Here is a 14,253-nt window from a genome sequence, read left to right as displayed (position 1 = left end):
TGTCACAATCCTTGCTTCGGCTTGCCCGACCCGGACGGCCCGACGACGGCCACCAGCTCGCCGTACCCGATCGCGACGGTGGCCTCGCGCAGCGCGGCCACGCCGCCGCCGTACGTCCTGCCGGCCCGCTCCAGTTCGACGACGGGCCTCATCCGGGCACCACCACGGTCGTGCCCTCGGCGATCCCCGGGCCGGAGACCTCGACCTGACCGTCACCGAACATGCCGGTCTCGACCTCGGCGTACGTCGTCGCGCTCCCCCGGACGACCTGCACCGCGTAGCCGCCACCGGGCAGCGCGACCAACGCGTTCACCGGGACGGCGAGCACGTTCTCGCGCCGCCCGGTCACGATCGTGACGTCCACGGGCGCCACGTCGAAGGTACGCAGTGCGGGGTCGGACGCGGACACCGTGACCTCGATCATCGACTCGCCCTCCTTCTCGGTGGCCACGCTGCCGACCTCGGTGACCGTGCCCTCGGCCGTGCCGCCCTCGGGCACCGTGATCTCGGCCTTCTGGCCCTCGTGCACCAGATGCCGCTCGGCGGGCTCCAGGTAGGCGGTGATCTCGTGCTCGGCGCCGGTGTAGGTGAACAGCGCGCCCTGGGCGGGCACGCCGAACGGGACGTGCACCAGCGCGATCCGGATCGGGCCCGGCCTGACCAGGACCCGGTGCGGCTCCACGGTGCCGGTCTGGGGCAGGTGGACGTCGCGCTGCCAGCGCCGTACGGCCTCGGCGGTGCGCCAGTCGTAGCGGCGGTCGGCGGTGAAGCCGCGGTAGCCGAGCCGCCTGAGATTGCGTTCGAGCAGTTCGACGTCTTTGCCCGACATGCCGGGGCCGAGGGTCCGGTACAGCGGGGACGTGCCGTAGAACAACGTGACGCGCCGGGCGTCCACGCTGTAGACGGCCTCGCCGCGCCGGATCGTGACGCCGGGTTCGGGCAGCCAGGTGACGGTGCCGCCGCCGGGCGGGGCCGTGTAGGTCACCGCGTCGCCGAAGCCGAGCGAGCCCTCGACGGTCGTCGTCTCGGTCAGCGTCGTGCGTACGACGGTGGCCGTGGCGGGCCCGGCGGGACCGGCCGGCGCGTCCGCCGCCGGGCCGCTCGGCACGCCTGCGGGATCGCCGCCGCCGAAGCCGACCGCCGCGGCCACCACCGCCGCCCCCGCCAGGACCACCGCGGCCAACCCCGCCCAGCGGGACCGGAGCGCTTTCATGACGCCGGACGGCCCAGCTCGTCGCCGCACGCCGCGTACGCCTTCTGCCACGCCGGGTCGTCCGGGTCCTCCGGGGCCAGGGAGGAGAAGCCGCCGTCGGGGTCGGGATCGGGGACGTCCGCGCCGTTGTCGCGCATGCACTTCGCGAACGCGCGGGCCTTGTCGAGCCGTTCGGGGTCGGCCCGCTCCAGGTCGCCGCCGGGCGCGTACGCGCGGCACGCCTCCATCGCGGTGCGGAACGCCTCGCTCTGCCGGTCGATCGAGCCCCCGGTGTCGAACCCGCCGTCGGGATCGGGGTCGGGGAGGTCCACCCCGTTGTCCCGCATGCACTGCGCGAACGCCCGCGCCTTGTCCCGAGGGTCGGAGGGCGCGGCCGAGGGGGCAGAGGGCGCTGCCGAGGGGGACTCCTGCGCGCCGGTGTCCGCGCAGGCCGCCAGCAGGCCGGCCGCCAGGACCAGCGCGGCCACGAGGCCGTTGTGCTGCCGCATGTGTGGCTCCTTTCGTCGTCACCGCCGATGGTGGGCGGGCCCGATCGGAGCGACCCCGGAGTCACCTCGGAGCGGGCTCGGAATCCCCCGTCAGCGGCAGCAGCACCCGGAAGGTCGCGCCCCGCGCGGCCCCGGCGTCCGGGGGCACGGCCTGCGAGGGCACGGCCTGCGGGGGCATGGCCTGCGGGGGCACGGCCTCCGGGGGCACGGCCTCCGGGGGCACGGCCCGCGCCGGCCGGGTGTCCAGCTCCACCCGGCCGCCGTGCGCGCGTACGATCGCGGCCACGATCGCCAGGCCGAGCCCGGCGCCGCCGTCGGCGCGGGAGCGGCCCCGGCCGGCCCGGTACAGGCGCTCGAACACGCGGGGGGCGTGCTCGGGCGGCACTCCGGGCCCGGTGTCGGACACTTCGATCACCCCGGCGGGCCGGCCGTCCGGGAGGTCCGCGCCCGCCACGACGGCGGCGCCGGGGCGGCGGGCGAGCACGGTGCCGACGCGTACCGTGATCTCGGCGTCGGGCGGGGTGTGCGCCAGCGCGTTGGCCACCAGGTTGGCGGCGACCTGCCGGATGCGGGCCTCGTCGCCCGGGACGACCACGGGTTCGAGGGCGGCTTCGCGGTCCAGGGCGCTCAGGCGCACCCGGCGGCCCGGGACACGGGCGCGGGCGTCGCGGATGGTGTCGGCGGCGACCTCCAGCAGGTCCACCGGGCGGGTGTCCAGGGGACGCTCCTCGTCCAGTTCGGCGAGCAGCAGCAGGTCGCCGACGAGCAGGGACATGCGGGTGGCCTCGTCCTCGATGCGGCGCATCGTCTCGTCCATGGCCCTGCCGGGCGGCGCGCCCCCGCGCCGGTACAGCTCGGCGAAGCCGCGCACCGAGGTCAGCGGCGTACGCAGCTCGTGCGAGGCGTCGGCGAGGAACTGGCGCATCCGCTCCTCCGACGCCGCGCGGGCGGCGATCTCGGCCTCCAGCCGGTCGAGCATCACGTTCATCGCCGCGCCCAGCCGCCCCGGCTCCGTACGCGGGCCGGCCACCGGTACCCGGCGGGCGAAGTCGCCGGCCGCGATCTGCCCGGCCGTGGCCTCCATCCTGGTCAGCGGGCGCAGGCCGAGCCGTACCACGAGGGCGGCGAGCGCGCCCAGCAGGAGCAGCACGAACCCGCTGACGGCGGCGTCGATGAGGAGCAGGCGGCCCTGGACCGACTCCACCTCCTCCAGGGAGGCGACGTTGGCGACGAGACCGGCCCCGTCGCGGTAGACCAGCACCCGCCAGGGCGCGCCGCCGCCGGGGTCGTCCACCGTGTACGGCGGGCCGGGGCGCGGGTCTGCCAGGACGGGACCCGGCGGGTCGGGGTCGGCGGGGACGGTGCGGACGAGCCGGCCCCGGGCGTCGTAGTAGTAGACCCGGAAGTGCCGGCCGAAGCGCTGCTCGACCGCCTGCCGGTCCCCCGCCGCGGCGTCGGCCGGCAGCCGCGCCGCCGCCTCGCCCGGGGCGCGCAGCTGGTCGTCCACCCGGTCCACGAGGTGGCCGCGGAGCAGCACCAGCCCGGCGGCGTTGGCCAGCAGCAGCCCCGCGGCGGCCAGGCCGATGATCGCCAGCACCAGCCGCCGCCGCACCGGCCACGCGCCCCACCGCATCACGGGCGGGATGACACGCCCGATCACCGGCCGCATCCCGCCCGGGATCACGCCCCGGATCGCCGGCCGCACCACGCGCGGGATCAGCCGTAGGATCACGGGCCGCTCGGGCGGGGGAGCCGGAGCGTGTAGCCGACGCCGCGCACGGTCTGGATCAGCGGCGGGTCCCACCGGTCGATCTTCTTGCGCAGGTAGTAGACGTAGGACTCCACGATGCTCCCGTCGCCGTCGAAGTCGTAGCGCCAGACGTTGTCGAGTATCTGCGCCTTGCTGACCACCCGGCCCGCGTTGAGCAGCAGGTATTCCAGCAGGTTGAACTCGGTGGGCGACAGGTCCACCGGCACCCCGGCCCGGCGCACCTCGTGGGCGCCGGGGTCGAGTTCGAGGTCGGCGTACCGCAGCACGCCCTCGCGCGGCTCGTCGCGGGCGGGTCCCGCGCCGCGGCGCAGGACGGCGGCGATGCGCAGCAGGACCTCGTCCAGGCTGAACGGCTTGGCCACGTAGTCGTCGGCGCCGAGCCGCAGCCCGCGTACGCGGTCCTCGACCTGGCCGCGGGCGGTGAGGAACAGCACCGGCACCCCGCCCCCGCCCGGCCTGCCGCGCAGCCGCCGCGCCACCTCGAACCCGTCCAGGTCGGGCAGCATGACGTCGAGCACGACGATGTCGGGCCCGAACTCCGCGGTCAGCAGCAGCGCCTCCGCGCCGCCGGACGCGCAGCGCACCTCGTACCCGGCCAGGCGCAGCGTCTGGGCGAGCAGCGCGCGGATGTTCGGCTCGTCGTCCACCACGAGCACCTTGCCGGCCCCCTCCTCCATGGCATCCAGCCTTACCCGGGCAACCTCAAAGCCACCTGGGAGGGGTAATCTCCGGTGATTGTGGGATCTGAGAGCGATAGGCCGGGCGGGTACCGGCAGGCCCGGTTCCAGGTGCCTCCCGGGGCCTGCGAGATTCTGCTGATCCGGCACGGCGAGTCGGAGCCCGCGGTCCCCGGCGTGCCCTTCCCCCTCGTGGACGGCCAGGGCGACCCCGGCCTCGCGCCCGACGGGCGAGTGCAGGCCGAACGGGTGGCCGAGCGGCTGGCCGTGGAGCGGATCGACGCGATCTACGTGAGCACGCTGCGGCGTACCGGCCAGACCGCCGAACCGCTCGCCGGGCGGCTCGGGCTGACCCCGAACGTCGAGCCCGACCTGCGCGAGGTGCACCTCGGCGAGTGGGAGGGCGGCCTGTTCCGGCGCATGGTCGCCGAGAACCACCCGATCGCGCAGCGGATGTCGGCCGAGGAACGGTGGGACGTGATCCCGGGCGCCGAGCCGGCGCAGGGGTTCTCCGAGCGGGTGCGCAAGGTGCTGGCCAAGCTGGCGGCGGCGCACCGGGACCAGCGGCTCGCCGTGTTCACGCACGGCGGGTTCATCGCCGAGGCGCTGGCGGCGGCCACCGGGTCGCGCCCGTTCGCGTTCCTGGGCGCCGACAACGGCTCGGTGTCGCACCTGGTCGTCACCGACCAGCGCTGGATCCTGCGCCGCTACAACGACACCGCCCACATGGACGCCGCCTTCTCCACCACTTCCGCCCCGCTGACCTGAGCTTTTCCAGGATTGGAACCCGCCGTGGCGGGCAGGGCCACGGGCATGCCCACGGTACTCACGATCAATGCGGGCTCATCCAGCCTCCAGCTCCACCTGGTACGCGACGGCGAGGTGGAGCGCGTCTCGCACACCGAGCAGCCCCCCGAGCCGGACGCCGCCGAGCGTACGATCGCGGAGTTCGTCGCGGACGCGCCCGAGAAGCCGGTCGCGGTGGGGCACCGGCTGGTCCACGGCGGGCCTGTCGTGCGCGCGCCGTCGATCGCCGATGACGACCTGGTCGCCGCCGTGCGCCAGTACGCCGACCTGGCGCCGCTGCACGTGCCGCCCGCGCTCGCGCTGGTCGAGGCGGCGCGGCGGCGGCTGCCGGACGTGCCGCACGTGTTGTGCCCCGATACCGCGTTCCACGCCGGGCTGCCCGAGGCGGCGGCGGAGTACGCGCTGCCGGCGGAGTGGCGGCGGGCGTACGGGCTGCGGCGCTACGGCTTCCACGGCCTGTCGTACGCCTGGAGCCTGGGCCGGGCGGCGGAACTGCTGGGCCGCCCGGCGGGCGCGCTGCACCTCGTGCTCACCCACCTGGGCGGCGGCGCTTCGGTGACCGCCGTGCGCGAGGGGCGCAGCGTGGACACCTCGATGGGGTTCACGCCGTTCGAGGGCGTGCCCATGAGCAAGCGCTCCGGCAGCGTGGACCCGGGCATGCTGCTGTGGCTGCTCGACGACGACCGGCTGACGCTCAAGGAGCTGCAGGAGGGCCTGGAGCGCCGCTCGGGCCTCGTCGGCCTGTCCGAGGGCCGCTCCGGCGACACCCGCGACCTGGTGGCCGCCGCCGGCGACGACCCGGCCGCCGCGCTGGCCCTGGACGTGTTCACACTGCGGGTCGCCCGCGAGATCGCCGCCGTGGCGACCGGCCTGGACCGGATCGACGCGCTGGTGTTCGGCGGCGAGATCGGCTGGGACCAGCCCGAGGTACGCGCGGCGGTGTGCGCCCGCCTCGGCACCCTCGGCGTCCGACCGCCGGCGATCGACCGCAACCTCGACGCCGACGGCTTCATCAGCCCGCCGGACGCGGCCGTGCCGGTCCTGGTGATCCAGCCGCGCGAGGAGCTGCAACTCGCCCGCGAGACCCTGACGGCGGTGAGACGCGATGAGTGAGGAACTGCGGCAGAGCAACCAGAACGAACCCGGCTTCACCCGCCGCCGCCGGGGGCGGGGCTTCACCTACCACGACACCGAAGGCAAGATCATCCGCGACCCGGAGACCCTGGCCCGGATCAAGGCCCTGGTCATCCCGCCCGCCTGGACCGACGTGTGGATCTGCGCCGACCCCGACGGCCACCTCCAGGCGGTCGGCACCGACGCCGCCGGGCGGCGGCAGTACCGCTACCACGACCGGTGGCGGGAGCAGCAGGACGAGGAGAAGTTCGCCCGCGTCCTGGACATCGCCGAAGACCTGCCCCGCTTCCGCGAGACCGTCTCGGCCCACCTCGCCCAGCGCGGCCTGACCCGCACCCGGGTGCTGGCCGCGGCGGCGCGCATGCTCGACATCGGCTTCTTCCGCGTGGGCGGCGCGGAGTACACCGACTCCTTCGGCCTGGCGACCCTGCGCACCGAGCACGTACGCTGCCGCAACGGCCTGGTCGTGTGCAACTACACCGCCAAGGGCGGCAAGGAGCGCGAGCAGGTCATCACGGACGCCGCCGTGTGCAAGGTCATCCGGGCCCTGCTGGCCCGCCCCGCCGAGGAGCTGCTGCGCTACCGCAACGGCTCCGACTGGCGCGACGTGCGCAGCGAGGACGTCAACGAGTACCTGCGCGAGGTCTTCGAGCGCGACGTCTCGGCCAAGGACTTCCGCACCTGGCACGCCACCGTGCTCACCGCCGTGGGCCTGGCCGTCTCCGCCAAGGCCGCCCACTCGGAGACCGCGCGCAAGCGGGCCATCGCCCGGGTGATGCGCGAGGTCGCCGACTACCTCGGCAACACCCCGACCGTGGCCCGCGCGTCGTACGTGGACCCCCGCGTGGTCACCGCCTACGAGCGGGGCGCCACCATCGACGTCACCAGCCTCGGCAAGGGCGACCCCGTCGTGGCCACGCACGGCGAGCCGGAACGCCAGGTGATCAAGCTCCTACGGAACGCCGCCGGGCGTTACGCAGCCTGATGCTTCCTGTCAGGCTTCTCCTCACCCACATCGCCGCGCCGCTCCCCCCGCGGAGGTCTCACCCCTGATCAGCGGCACATGCCCGTCCATGACCCCGTCGGGCAGCTCGTCGGGCGCGAACCACCCCGCCTCCAGGATCTCCAGGGAGTTCAACCGCCCGATGGAGGACCCCGGCGCGCACACGGCCTCGTACGCGACCTCCAGCCGCAACTGGAACCCGCTCCGCAGATACACCAGCTCCCCCACCTCGACCTCGAGCCCGGTCTCCTCCCGCACCTCCCGCACGACCGTCTGCTCGAAGGTCTCCCCGCGCTTCGCGTAGCCCGACGGCAGCCCCCACTGCTTCCCCTCCGGCCACATCCGATGCCGCAACAGCAACACCCGCCCGTCGGGATCACGCACGACCCCGGTCACCCCGACCATGAACTTCGCGTTACGCCACCACATCACCCGCCACTGCACCGACCCCCGAACCCGTCGCCACCCCCACCCGATAAGCCGCTTCACACCCCCACCCTCCCGCACCGACCCCGACGCCGTCACCCGATCGCACCGGCAACGCCGATGCCCGGCCCGCACCCCCTCGTGAACCGCGGTCAGAATGTGGCGATCGGGTTGACCGGGCTGCCGGACGTACCGGCGAAGCGGATCGGCACGACTGCGAGGTGGAAGTCCCACTGGCCGAGCTCGGCGGCCGTCGTCGCGCACGCCTCCAGGTCGCAGTTGTCGAGCATCCACAGGCCCATCGCGACGAGGCTCACGGCGTGAACCGGCATCAACACGTCTTCGTACCCCGATGGCTGGACGTCCTGCGGGGTGTCGGCGCCGATCAGCGCGACCTCCCGTTCATGCAGCCACGGCAGGCAGGACGCGTGCCAGCCGGCCTGCGTGAAACCGCTGACCGCACCGGTCTCGTGCCGGACGCGGCCATAGCCGGTCCGCAGGAGTACCGCATCGCCGGGTCGCACCCGCACGCCCTGGCGACGCTCGGCCTCCTCAAGATCGTCGGGAAACACACCCTGCCCCGGTTCCAACCACGGCACATCCCGCACGCTCGCGATGTCCAGCAGGACACCACGCGTGATGATCCCGTTCGCCGCCGCCGTGACGGCCGCCCACGCCGATCCCGTCGCGGGGTCCACCAGCGAGTGGGACCGCCCGTTGTACATCGTGCCGTCCCAGAAGATGTGGCACGGCGAGTCGAGGTGGGTGAGGGTGTTGCCGTGGAACGTGATGCCGAGCCGCTCGGACGAGAAGCCCCAGCGCCGGTCGTTGCGGAATCCGGGCGCGGGCATGTGCTCGGCACCCGGCATGTCGGCGGCGCACGGACACGTCGTCGTCGAGCGCTCCATGTCCTCCGGTACGGCGACCTCCCACGCGCACGACACGCTCCTGCCGTGGCGCACGGCCCGCGCCGCCGCCAGCCGGACGTCGTCGGTGATGTGGTTCAGAGTGCCGAGCTCGTCGTCGTCGCCCCACCGTCCCCAGTTCGACAGCGTGTCGAAGTACCCGAGCACGTCGTCCTGCGTAGGCATCGGTCGCCCTGCCGTCATCCCAGCATCGACTCCTGCGGTCACATGGTCGGAGGCACCGCAGGCAGGGTATCCCGCCCTCTCCTTCGATACGACCGATACGACCTCGCGGCGTCTACTGCCCGCACGATCCCGGAGCGCCGCCGATCAAGGACGGCTCCGAACCCGCACATACGCAGGGAGCGCCACCACAGCAGGGAGGGGCCCGCCTGGTAGGGCGGGTGGGGTCAGCCGCCTGCCACGTATGCGCGGCGGCGCAAGGACACGCGGGTTTCAGTCGTGGTGCATGCGGTTTCGGAGTACCAGCAGGTCTACGGCGGCTATCACCGTGACCACGCCGGCTATGGCGGCCTCGGCCCACCACACGGGAGCGCCGCTGGTCACCGCCTGCCAGACGAAGAAGACGGTCGCGATCAGTGCGATCGGGAGGACGACGCCGGACAGGGCCGCTCGGGTTCGGAGCGGGCTGCGGGCGTTGCGTGGTTCGGTGCCGTGGCGGTTGCCCCACATGTTCCCTCCCCTGCCCGTCATCGGCGAGGCAAACGCGGGCGTGGCAGAGTGGCGGTGTGCGGGTGGAGATTCTGGGGCCGCCGCGGGTGGTGGGCCCCGGTGGCGTGGTCGCCGAGATCGGGGGGCAGCGGCTGCGCGCCCTGCTCGTACGCCTGGCGCTCGCCGCCGGGCGGGTCGTGACGGTGGAGGAGCTGGCCGAGGCGTTGTGGCCGGAGGACAAGCCCGTCGATCCCGCCAACGCGGTGCAGTCGCTGGTGTCGCGGTTGCGGCGGAGCCTGCCCGACTCCTCGCCGCTGCGTTCGGAGCACGGGGGGTACCGGCTGGCGCTGTCCGTGGCGGACGTGGACGCCCATCTGTTCGAGCGGCTGGCCCGGGAGGGGCGGCTGGCCCTGGCCGGGGGTGATCCGGCGACGGCGGTGGCGCGGCTGGGGGAGGCGCTGGCCCTGTGGCGGGGGCCGGCGCTGGGGGATGTGGCGGCGGAGCCGTTCGCGGCGGCGTACGCGGCGGGGCTGGAGGAGGCGCGGCTGGGGGCGGTGGAGGACCGGGCGGAGGCGGCGCTGGCGTGCGGCGGGCCGGTGGGGGAGCTGGTGGCCGAGCTGCACGAGCTGACCGCCCGCCATCCCCTGCGGGAGCGGCTGCTCGGGTTGCGGGTGAAGGCGCTGTACGCGGCCGGGCGGCAGGCCGAGGCGCTGGCCGCGTACGAGGGGTTCCGGCGGATGCTCGCCGACCGGCTCGGGGCCGATCCGGGGGCCGAGCTGAAGGAGCTGCACCTGGCCATCCTGCGTGGCGACGGCGCCGTACGCCCCGTACGCGCGGACGGCGGCGCGGCCCGGCGGGCGGGGCGGCCGCGTGGGAACCTGCCGGCGGCGCTGACCAGCTTCGTGGGCCGAGAGGCCGAGGTGGAGCTGATCGACGACCGCCTCGCCGCCGGGCGGCTGGTGACGCTGGTGGGGCCGGGCGGGGCCGGGAAGACCCGGCTGGCGACCACGGTGGCGGAGCGGGTCGCGGGGCGGATGCCGGGGGGCGTGTGGCTGGTGGAGCTGGCGCCGGTGACCGAGCCCGCCGATGTGGCGCAGGCGGTGCTGGGGGTGCTGCCGGCGCCCGGGCTGCGCGACGATCCCCGGGATCAGCGCCGGGATCAGCGCGACACGATGGACCGGCTGGTGGAGGCGCTGTCGGCGCCCGGCACGCTGGTGGTGCTGGACAACTGCGAGCATGTCGTCGATGCGGCGGCGCGGCTGGCGGACGAGTTGCTGGGCCGGTGCCCCGAGCTGCGGGTGATCGCGACCAGCAGGGAGCCGCTGGCGATCACGGGGGAGTCGCTGTGCCCGGTGCCGCCGCTCGCGCTGCCCGATCCGGGGGCGGGGGCGGAGGAGGCGCCGGCCAGCCCGGCGGTGCGGCTGTTCCTGGACCGGGCGGGGGCGGTGCGGCCCGGGTTCGCGCTGACCGCGGAGAACGCGGCGACGGTGGTGGAGGTGTGCCGGCGGCTCGACGGGCTGCCGCTGGCGATCGAGCTGGCCGCGGCCCGGTTGCGGTCGCTGACGCTGGAGCAGGTGGCGGCGCGGCTGGACGACCGGTTCCGGCTGCTCACCGGCGGCAGCCGGGCGGCGCTCCCCCGGCACCAGACCCTGCGCGCGGTCGTGGCGTGGAGCTGGGACCTGCTGGACGCCGACGAGCGGCGGTTCGCCGAGTGGCTGGCCGTCTTCCCGGCGGGCTGCACCCTGGAGGCGGCCGAGCGGGTGTGCCCGCCGTCGGGGCGGGCGGCGCTCGACCTGCTGGCGGCGCTGGTGGACAAGTCGCTGCTCCAGCTCGCCGAGGGCCCCCGCTACCGGATGCTGGAGACGATCCGCGAGTACGCCCTGGAGCGGCTGGCCGAGGCGGGGGAGTCGCGTGCCGGGCGCGCCGCGCACGCGGCGTACTTCCTGGAGCTGGCCGAGACGGCCGAGCGCCGGCTGCGCGGCCGGGAGCAGGTGGTGTGGCTGAACCGGGTGATGGCCGAGCGTGACAACATGCTGGCGGCGCTGCACTTCGCCGTGGACACGGGCGACGCCGACACCGCGGTGCGCCTGGGCGCGGCCCTGGGGATCACCTGGACGATGTACGGCAACCGGGCGGAGTCGGTCACGTGGCTGGAGCGGGCGCTCAGCGTACGCGGCCCGGCGCCCGACACCGCGCGCCGGCTCCTCACCGCCGCCTACCTGATCAGCAAGGCGGTGACGGGCGGGTACGAGAAGATGGCGGCGACCATCGGGGAGATGGCGGCGCTGGTGCGCGACCTGGGCCCGTTCCCGGCTCACCCCGTGCTCGCGCTGCTCGAACCGGCCATGTCGCTGTTCGTGGACGACACGGTGAACGGCAGGGCCGCGATCGAGCAGCGGATGGCGCATCCCGACCCGTGGGTGCGGGCGGTCATGCTGATGATGCGCGCGGCGATCCACGAGAACGACGGCCTGCTGCGGGAGGCGGTCGCCGACCTCGACGTCGCCGTGGCGCGGTTCCGGGAGATCGGCGACCGCTGGGGGCTGTCCATGTCGCTGACGTCGCTGGGCGAGCTGCGTACGGCGTCCGGCGACCTGGACGGCGCGGTGGAGGCGCTGGAGGAGGCGGCGCGGCTGCTGGTGGAGCTGAAGCCGGGCGACCGGGTGACGCACCAGCGCATCTGGCTGTCCTACGTGTACATGCGGCGGGGCGAGGCCGAGCGGGCGCGGGCGGAGCTGCGCGACATCGCCGCCGCCTGGCAGTACGGGTTCTCGGTCCACGACTCCGCGTTCGCCTACCTGGCCCTGGGCGACCTGGCGCGCTGGGAGGGCGATCTGGAGCAGACCCGCGTGCTGTACGAGCGGGCCAAGGAGGTGATGCGGCACGAGACGCTGATCTCGCCGCAGTTCCAGTCGCTGCTGCTGACCGCGGAGGCGGTGCTGTTGAGCGCGACCGGAGACCTGGCGGGGGCCCGCCGGTGCGTCGCCGAGGCGCTGGAGCACGCCCTGGAGGCCAAGGACATGCCGGTGGCCTCGCGGGTCGCGGTGGCCGCGGCCGTGCTGGAGGGCGCGCAGGCCGAGCACGAGGGCCGGGGGTTCGAGGACGCCGCCGCGCTGCTGGGCGCGGGCGAGCGGCTGCGCGGCGCCGACGACGCCACGAGCCCGGAGGTGAGGCGGCTCGCCGCGCGCCTGCGCGAGCGGCTGGGCGCCGGCGCGTACGCCGCCGCGTACGGGCGTGGCCTCGCCCTGGACCGCGACGGCGCGCTCGATCTCGTCAGGCGGGTGTGAGGCTCACCCGGCCGGTGTGAGGTCAGGTCCTGCGCCGGTACGCCCGCACGGCGAGCGGGGCGAAGACCACCAGCAGGCCCGCCGACCACGCCAGCGCGACGACGACGTGGCTCGCCACGGGGCCGCCCAGCATCAGGCCGCGCGAGGCGTCCATGAGCTGGCCGACCGGGTTGACCCGGACCCATGCCTGGAGCCAGTCCGGCAGCGTCTCGGCGGGGGCGATCATGCTGGTGCCGAACGTGAGCGGGAACAGCACCAGGAAGCCCACCCCCTGTACGCCGCCCGGCTCCTTCATCATCATGCCGACCAGCACGAACGCCCAGCTCAGGCAGAACGCGAAGACGATGGCGAGCAGGCAGGCCGCGAGCGCGGCGAGCGGGTTGGTCTGCACCCGGAAGCCGAGGATGTACCCGAAGACGAACAGCGAGGCGATCGACACCACGTACCTGATCACGTCGCCGAGCACCGAGCCGATCAGCGGGGCGGAGCGGCCGATCGGCAGGCTGCGGAACCGGTCGAAGACCCCCTTCTTGATGTCGGTGTTGAGGTTGACGCCGGTGGCCATCCCGGCGAAGATCACGGTCTGCACCATGATCGCGGGCAGCAGGAACTGCAGGTAGTCCTGGGTGGAGCCGGAGATGGCGCCGCCCAGCAGGTAGACGAAGACCAGTACGAAGATGACGGGCTGCAGCGTCACGTCGATGAGCTGCTCGGGGTTGCGCATGGTCTTGACCAGGCTGCGCCGGGCCAGCGCGACGCTGTGCCGGATCAGCCCGAACGGGCGCGGTCCGGAGCGGGCGGGCGGCACGCCGCCGGGCCTGCCGGGCGTGCGGGCGGTGCGGGTGCCGGTGTCGAGGGACGTCACGCGGCCACCTCCTCGTCGGATTCGGTCGTGGTGCGGCCGGTGAGGGTGAAGAAGACCTCGTCCAGGCTGGGCAGCCGGAGCGAGAGTTCGGTCACGCCGATGCCGGCGCGGTCGAGGCGGCGTACCAGCTCGGTGAAGACCGCGTCGCCCTCCACCGGCACGGTGACGACGCCCCGGCCGGGGGATTCCGGCTCGCGGCCTGCGAGCTCGGCCAGGATCGCGGTGACCTCGCCCAGCCGGGCGGGGTCGGACGGGCGGACGATGATGGTCTGGCCGCCCACGACGTGCTTGAGGTCGGCGGGCGTGCCGTGCGCGATGACCTTGCCGTGGTCCACCACGGAGATCTCGTCGGCGAGCGCGTCGGCCTCCTCCAGGTACTGCGTGGTGAGCAGCACGGTGGTGCCGTCCGCGACCAGGCGGCGGACGATGTTCCACATGTCGTCGCGCTTGACCGGGTCGAGCCCGGTGGTCGGCTCGTCCAGGTAGATGATCTGCGGGCGGCCGACCAGGCCGGCCGCGAGGTCGAGACGGCGCCGCATGCCGCCGGAGTACGTGGCCGCCGGACGCCGTCCCGCCTCGCTGAGGCCGAAGTCGCGCAGCAGCTCCGCGGCGCGGGCCTTGGCCTCGCGGCGGCGCAGGTCCAGCAGCTCGCCGATCAGCACCAGGTTCTCCTCACCGGTGAGGTCCTCGTCCACCGACGCGTACTGGCCGGTCAGCCCGATCACCCTGCGCACGTCGGCCGCCTGCCGCACGACGTCCATGCCGGCCACCGCGGCGCGTCCGCCGTCGGGGCGCAGCAGCGTGGCCAGGATGCGCACGGCGGTGGTCTTCCCGGCGCCGTTGGGACCCAGCACGCCGAGCACCTGGCCCCGCCGCGCGGCCAGGTCGATGCCGGCGAGCGCGGTCGTCGTGCCGAAACGTTTGACCAGTCCTTCTGCCTCGAAGGCGTAAGACATGGCTCCTCCTCATGGTTCGTTACGCCATGAGGATGCGCGGGGGCGCTGC

At 74.4% G+C, this 14,253-nt stretch carries 14 protein-coding genes; 4 read left to right on the top strand and 10 right to left on the bottom strand.

What is annotated here, in order from left to right; translation table 11 throughout:
• Nucleotides 1–2: 2 nt before the first annotated feature.
• From HNP84_RS01690 to HNP84_RS01670, 5 genes are all read right to left on the bottom strand, one after another.
• Nucleotides 3–152 (bottom strand): hypothetical protein, encoded by a 150-nt coding sequence (locus HNP84_RS01690; RefSeq protein WP_185047513.1) that lies wholly within the window; start codon nucleotides 150–152, stop codon nucleotides 3–5.
• The gene (locus tag HNP84_RS01685) at nucleotides 149–1,213 is read right to left on the bottom strand and encodes a peptidoglycan-binding protein (RefSeq protein ID WP_185047512.1); all 1,065 of its coding nucleotides are present in this window, start codon (nucleotides 1,211–1,213) and stop codon (nucleotides 149–151) included. Before HNP84_RS01685 ends, HNP84_RS01690 begins: the two co-directional genes overlap by 4 nt.
• Complete coding sequence (locus HNP84_RS01680; protein WP_185047511.1) at nucleotides 1,210–1,701, bottom strand: hypothetical protein; 492 nt, start codon at nucleotides 1,699–1,701, stop codon at nucleotides 1,210–1,212. The genes HNP84_RS01685 and HNP84_RS01680 overlap by 4 nt, the downstream gene beginning before the upstream one ends.
• Nucleotides 1,702–1,762: 61 nt before the next feature.
• The gene (locus HNP84_RS01675; RefSeq protein WP_312923380.1) at nucleotides 1,763–3,433 is read right to left on the bottom strand and encodes a sensor histidine kinase; all 1,671 of its coding nucleotides are present in this window, start codon (nucleotides 3,431–3,433) and stop codon (nucleotides 1,763–1,765) included.
• Nucleotides 3,430–4,149, bottom strand: a complete 720-nt coding sequence (locus tag HNP84_RS01670) for a response regulator transcription factor (protein ID WP_185047510.1) — start codon at nucleotides 4,147–4,149, stop codon at nucleotides 3,430–3,432. Before HNP84_RS01670 ends, HNP84_RS01675 begins: the two co-directional genes overlap by 4 nt.
• 60 nt (nucleotides 4,150–4,209) lie before the next feature.
• On the opposite strand from HNP84_RS01670, the gene HNP84_RS01665 reads away from it, so the two are divergent.
• From HNP84_RS01665 to HNP84_RS01655, 3 genes are read left to right on the top strand one after another with little or no spacing between them, the layout of a single operon-like run.
• Nucleotides 4,210–4,917: a histidine phosphatase family protein gene (locus HNP84_RS01665; RefSeq protein ID WP_185047509.1), complete on the top strand. Its 708-nt coding sequence runs from the start codon at nucleotides 4,210–4,212 to the stop codon at nucleotides 4,915–4,917.
• Between the two features lie 45 nt (nucleotides 4,918–4,962).
• Complete coding sequence (locus HNP84_RS01660) at nucleotides 4,963–6,069, top strand: acetate/propionate family kinase (RefSeq protein ID WP_185047508.1); 1,107 nt, start codon at nucleotides 4,963–4,965, stop codon at nucleotides 6,067–6,069.
• Nucleotides 6,062–7,075 carry a DNA topoisomerase IB gene (locus tag HNP84_RS01655; protein WP_185047507.1) on the top strand — a complete coding sequence of 338 codons (1,014 nt, stop codon included), beginning with the start codon at nucleotides 6,062–6,064 and terminating at the stop codon, nucleotides 7,073–7,075. Before HNP84_RS01660 ends, HNP84_RS01655 begins: the two co-directional genes overlap by 8 nt.
• A 21-nt stretch (nucleotides 7,076–7,096) precedes the next feature.
• Here HNP84_RS01655 and HNP84_RS01650 read toward each other — a convergent pair whose 3' ends face one another.
• The 3 genes from HNP84_RS01650 to HNP84_RS01640 form a co-directional block, all read right to left on the bottom strand.
• A complete protein-coding gene (locus HNP84_RS01650; protein ID WP_185047506.1) occupies nucleotides 7,097–7,522 on the bottom strand; it encodes an NUDIX hydrolase in 426 nt (141 codons plus the stop codon).
• A 149-nt stretch (nucleotides 7,523–7,671) separates the two neighbouring features.
• On the bottom strand, nucleotides 7,672–8,610 hold the full coding sequence (locus HNP84_RS01645) for a cyclase family protein (RefSeq protein ID WP_185047505.1): 939 nt from the start codon (nucleotides 8,608–8,610) through the stop codon (nucleotides 7,672–7,674).
• Between the two features lie 270 nt (nucleotides 8,611–8,880).
• Nucleotides 8,881–9,117 carry a DUF6343 family protein gene (locus tag HNP84_RS01640; RefSeq protein WP_185047504.1) on the bottom strand — a complete coding sequence of 79 codons (237 nt, stop codon included), beginning with the start codon at nucleotides 9,115–9,117 and terminating at the stop codon, nucleotides 8,881–8,883.
• A gap of 56 nt (nucleotides 9,118–9,173) precedes the next feature.
• Here HNP84_RS01640 and HNP84_RS01635 point away from each other — a divergent pair, with 56 nt between their 5' ends.
• Nucleotides 9,174–12,383, top strand: a complete 3,210-nt coding sequence (locus HNP84_RS01635; protein ID WP_185047503.1) for an AfsR/SARP family transcriptional regulator — start codon at nucleotides 9,174–9,176, stop codon at nucleotides 12,381–12,383.
• Between the two features lie 22 nt (nucleotides 12,384–12,405).
• On the opposite strand, the gene HNP84_RS01630 is transcribed toward HNP84_RS01635, so the two are convergent.
• Both HNP84_RS01630 and HNP84_RS01625 read right to left on the bottom strand, forming a co-directional pair.
• A complete protein-coding gene (locus HNP84_RS01630; RefSeq protein WP_312923375.1) occupies nucleotides 12,406–13,248 on the bottom strand; it encodes an ABC transporter permease in 843 nt (280 codons plus the stop codon).
• Nucleotides 13,245–14,204, bottom strand: a complete 960-nt coding sequence (locus HNP84_RS01625) for an ATP-binding cassette domain-containing protein (RefSeq protein WP_185047502.1) — start codon at nucleotides 14,202–14,204, stop codon at nucleotides 13,245–13,247. Before HNP84_RS01625 ends, HNP84_RS01630 begins: the two co-directional genes overlap by 4 nt.
• Nucleotides 14,205–14,253: the final 49 nt, after the last annotated feature.

It is taken from the genome of Thermocatellispora tengchongensis (genome assembly GCF_014202315.1).
GTDB classification, from domain to species: domain Bacteria; phylum Actinomycetota; class Actinomycetes; order Streptosporangiales; family Streptosporangiaceae; genus Thermocatellispora; species Thermocatellispora tengchongensis.
Note: the sequence above shows the minus strand (reverse complement) of the source record. Positions and strands in the feature narration are given on the sequence as shown.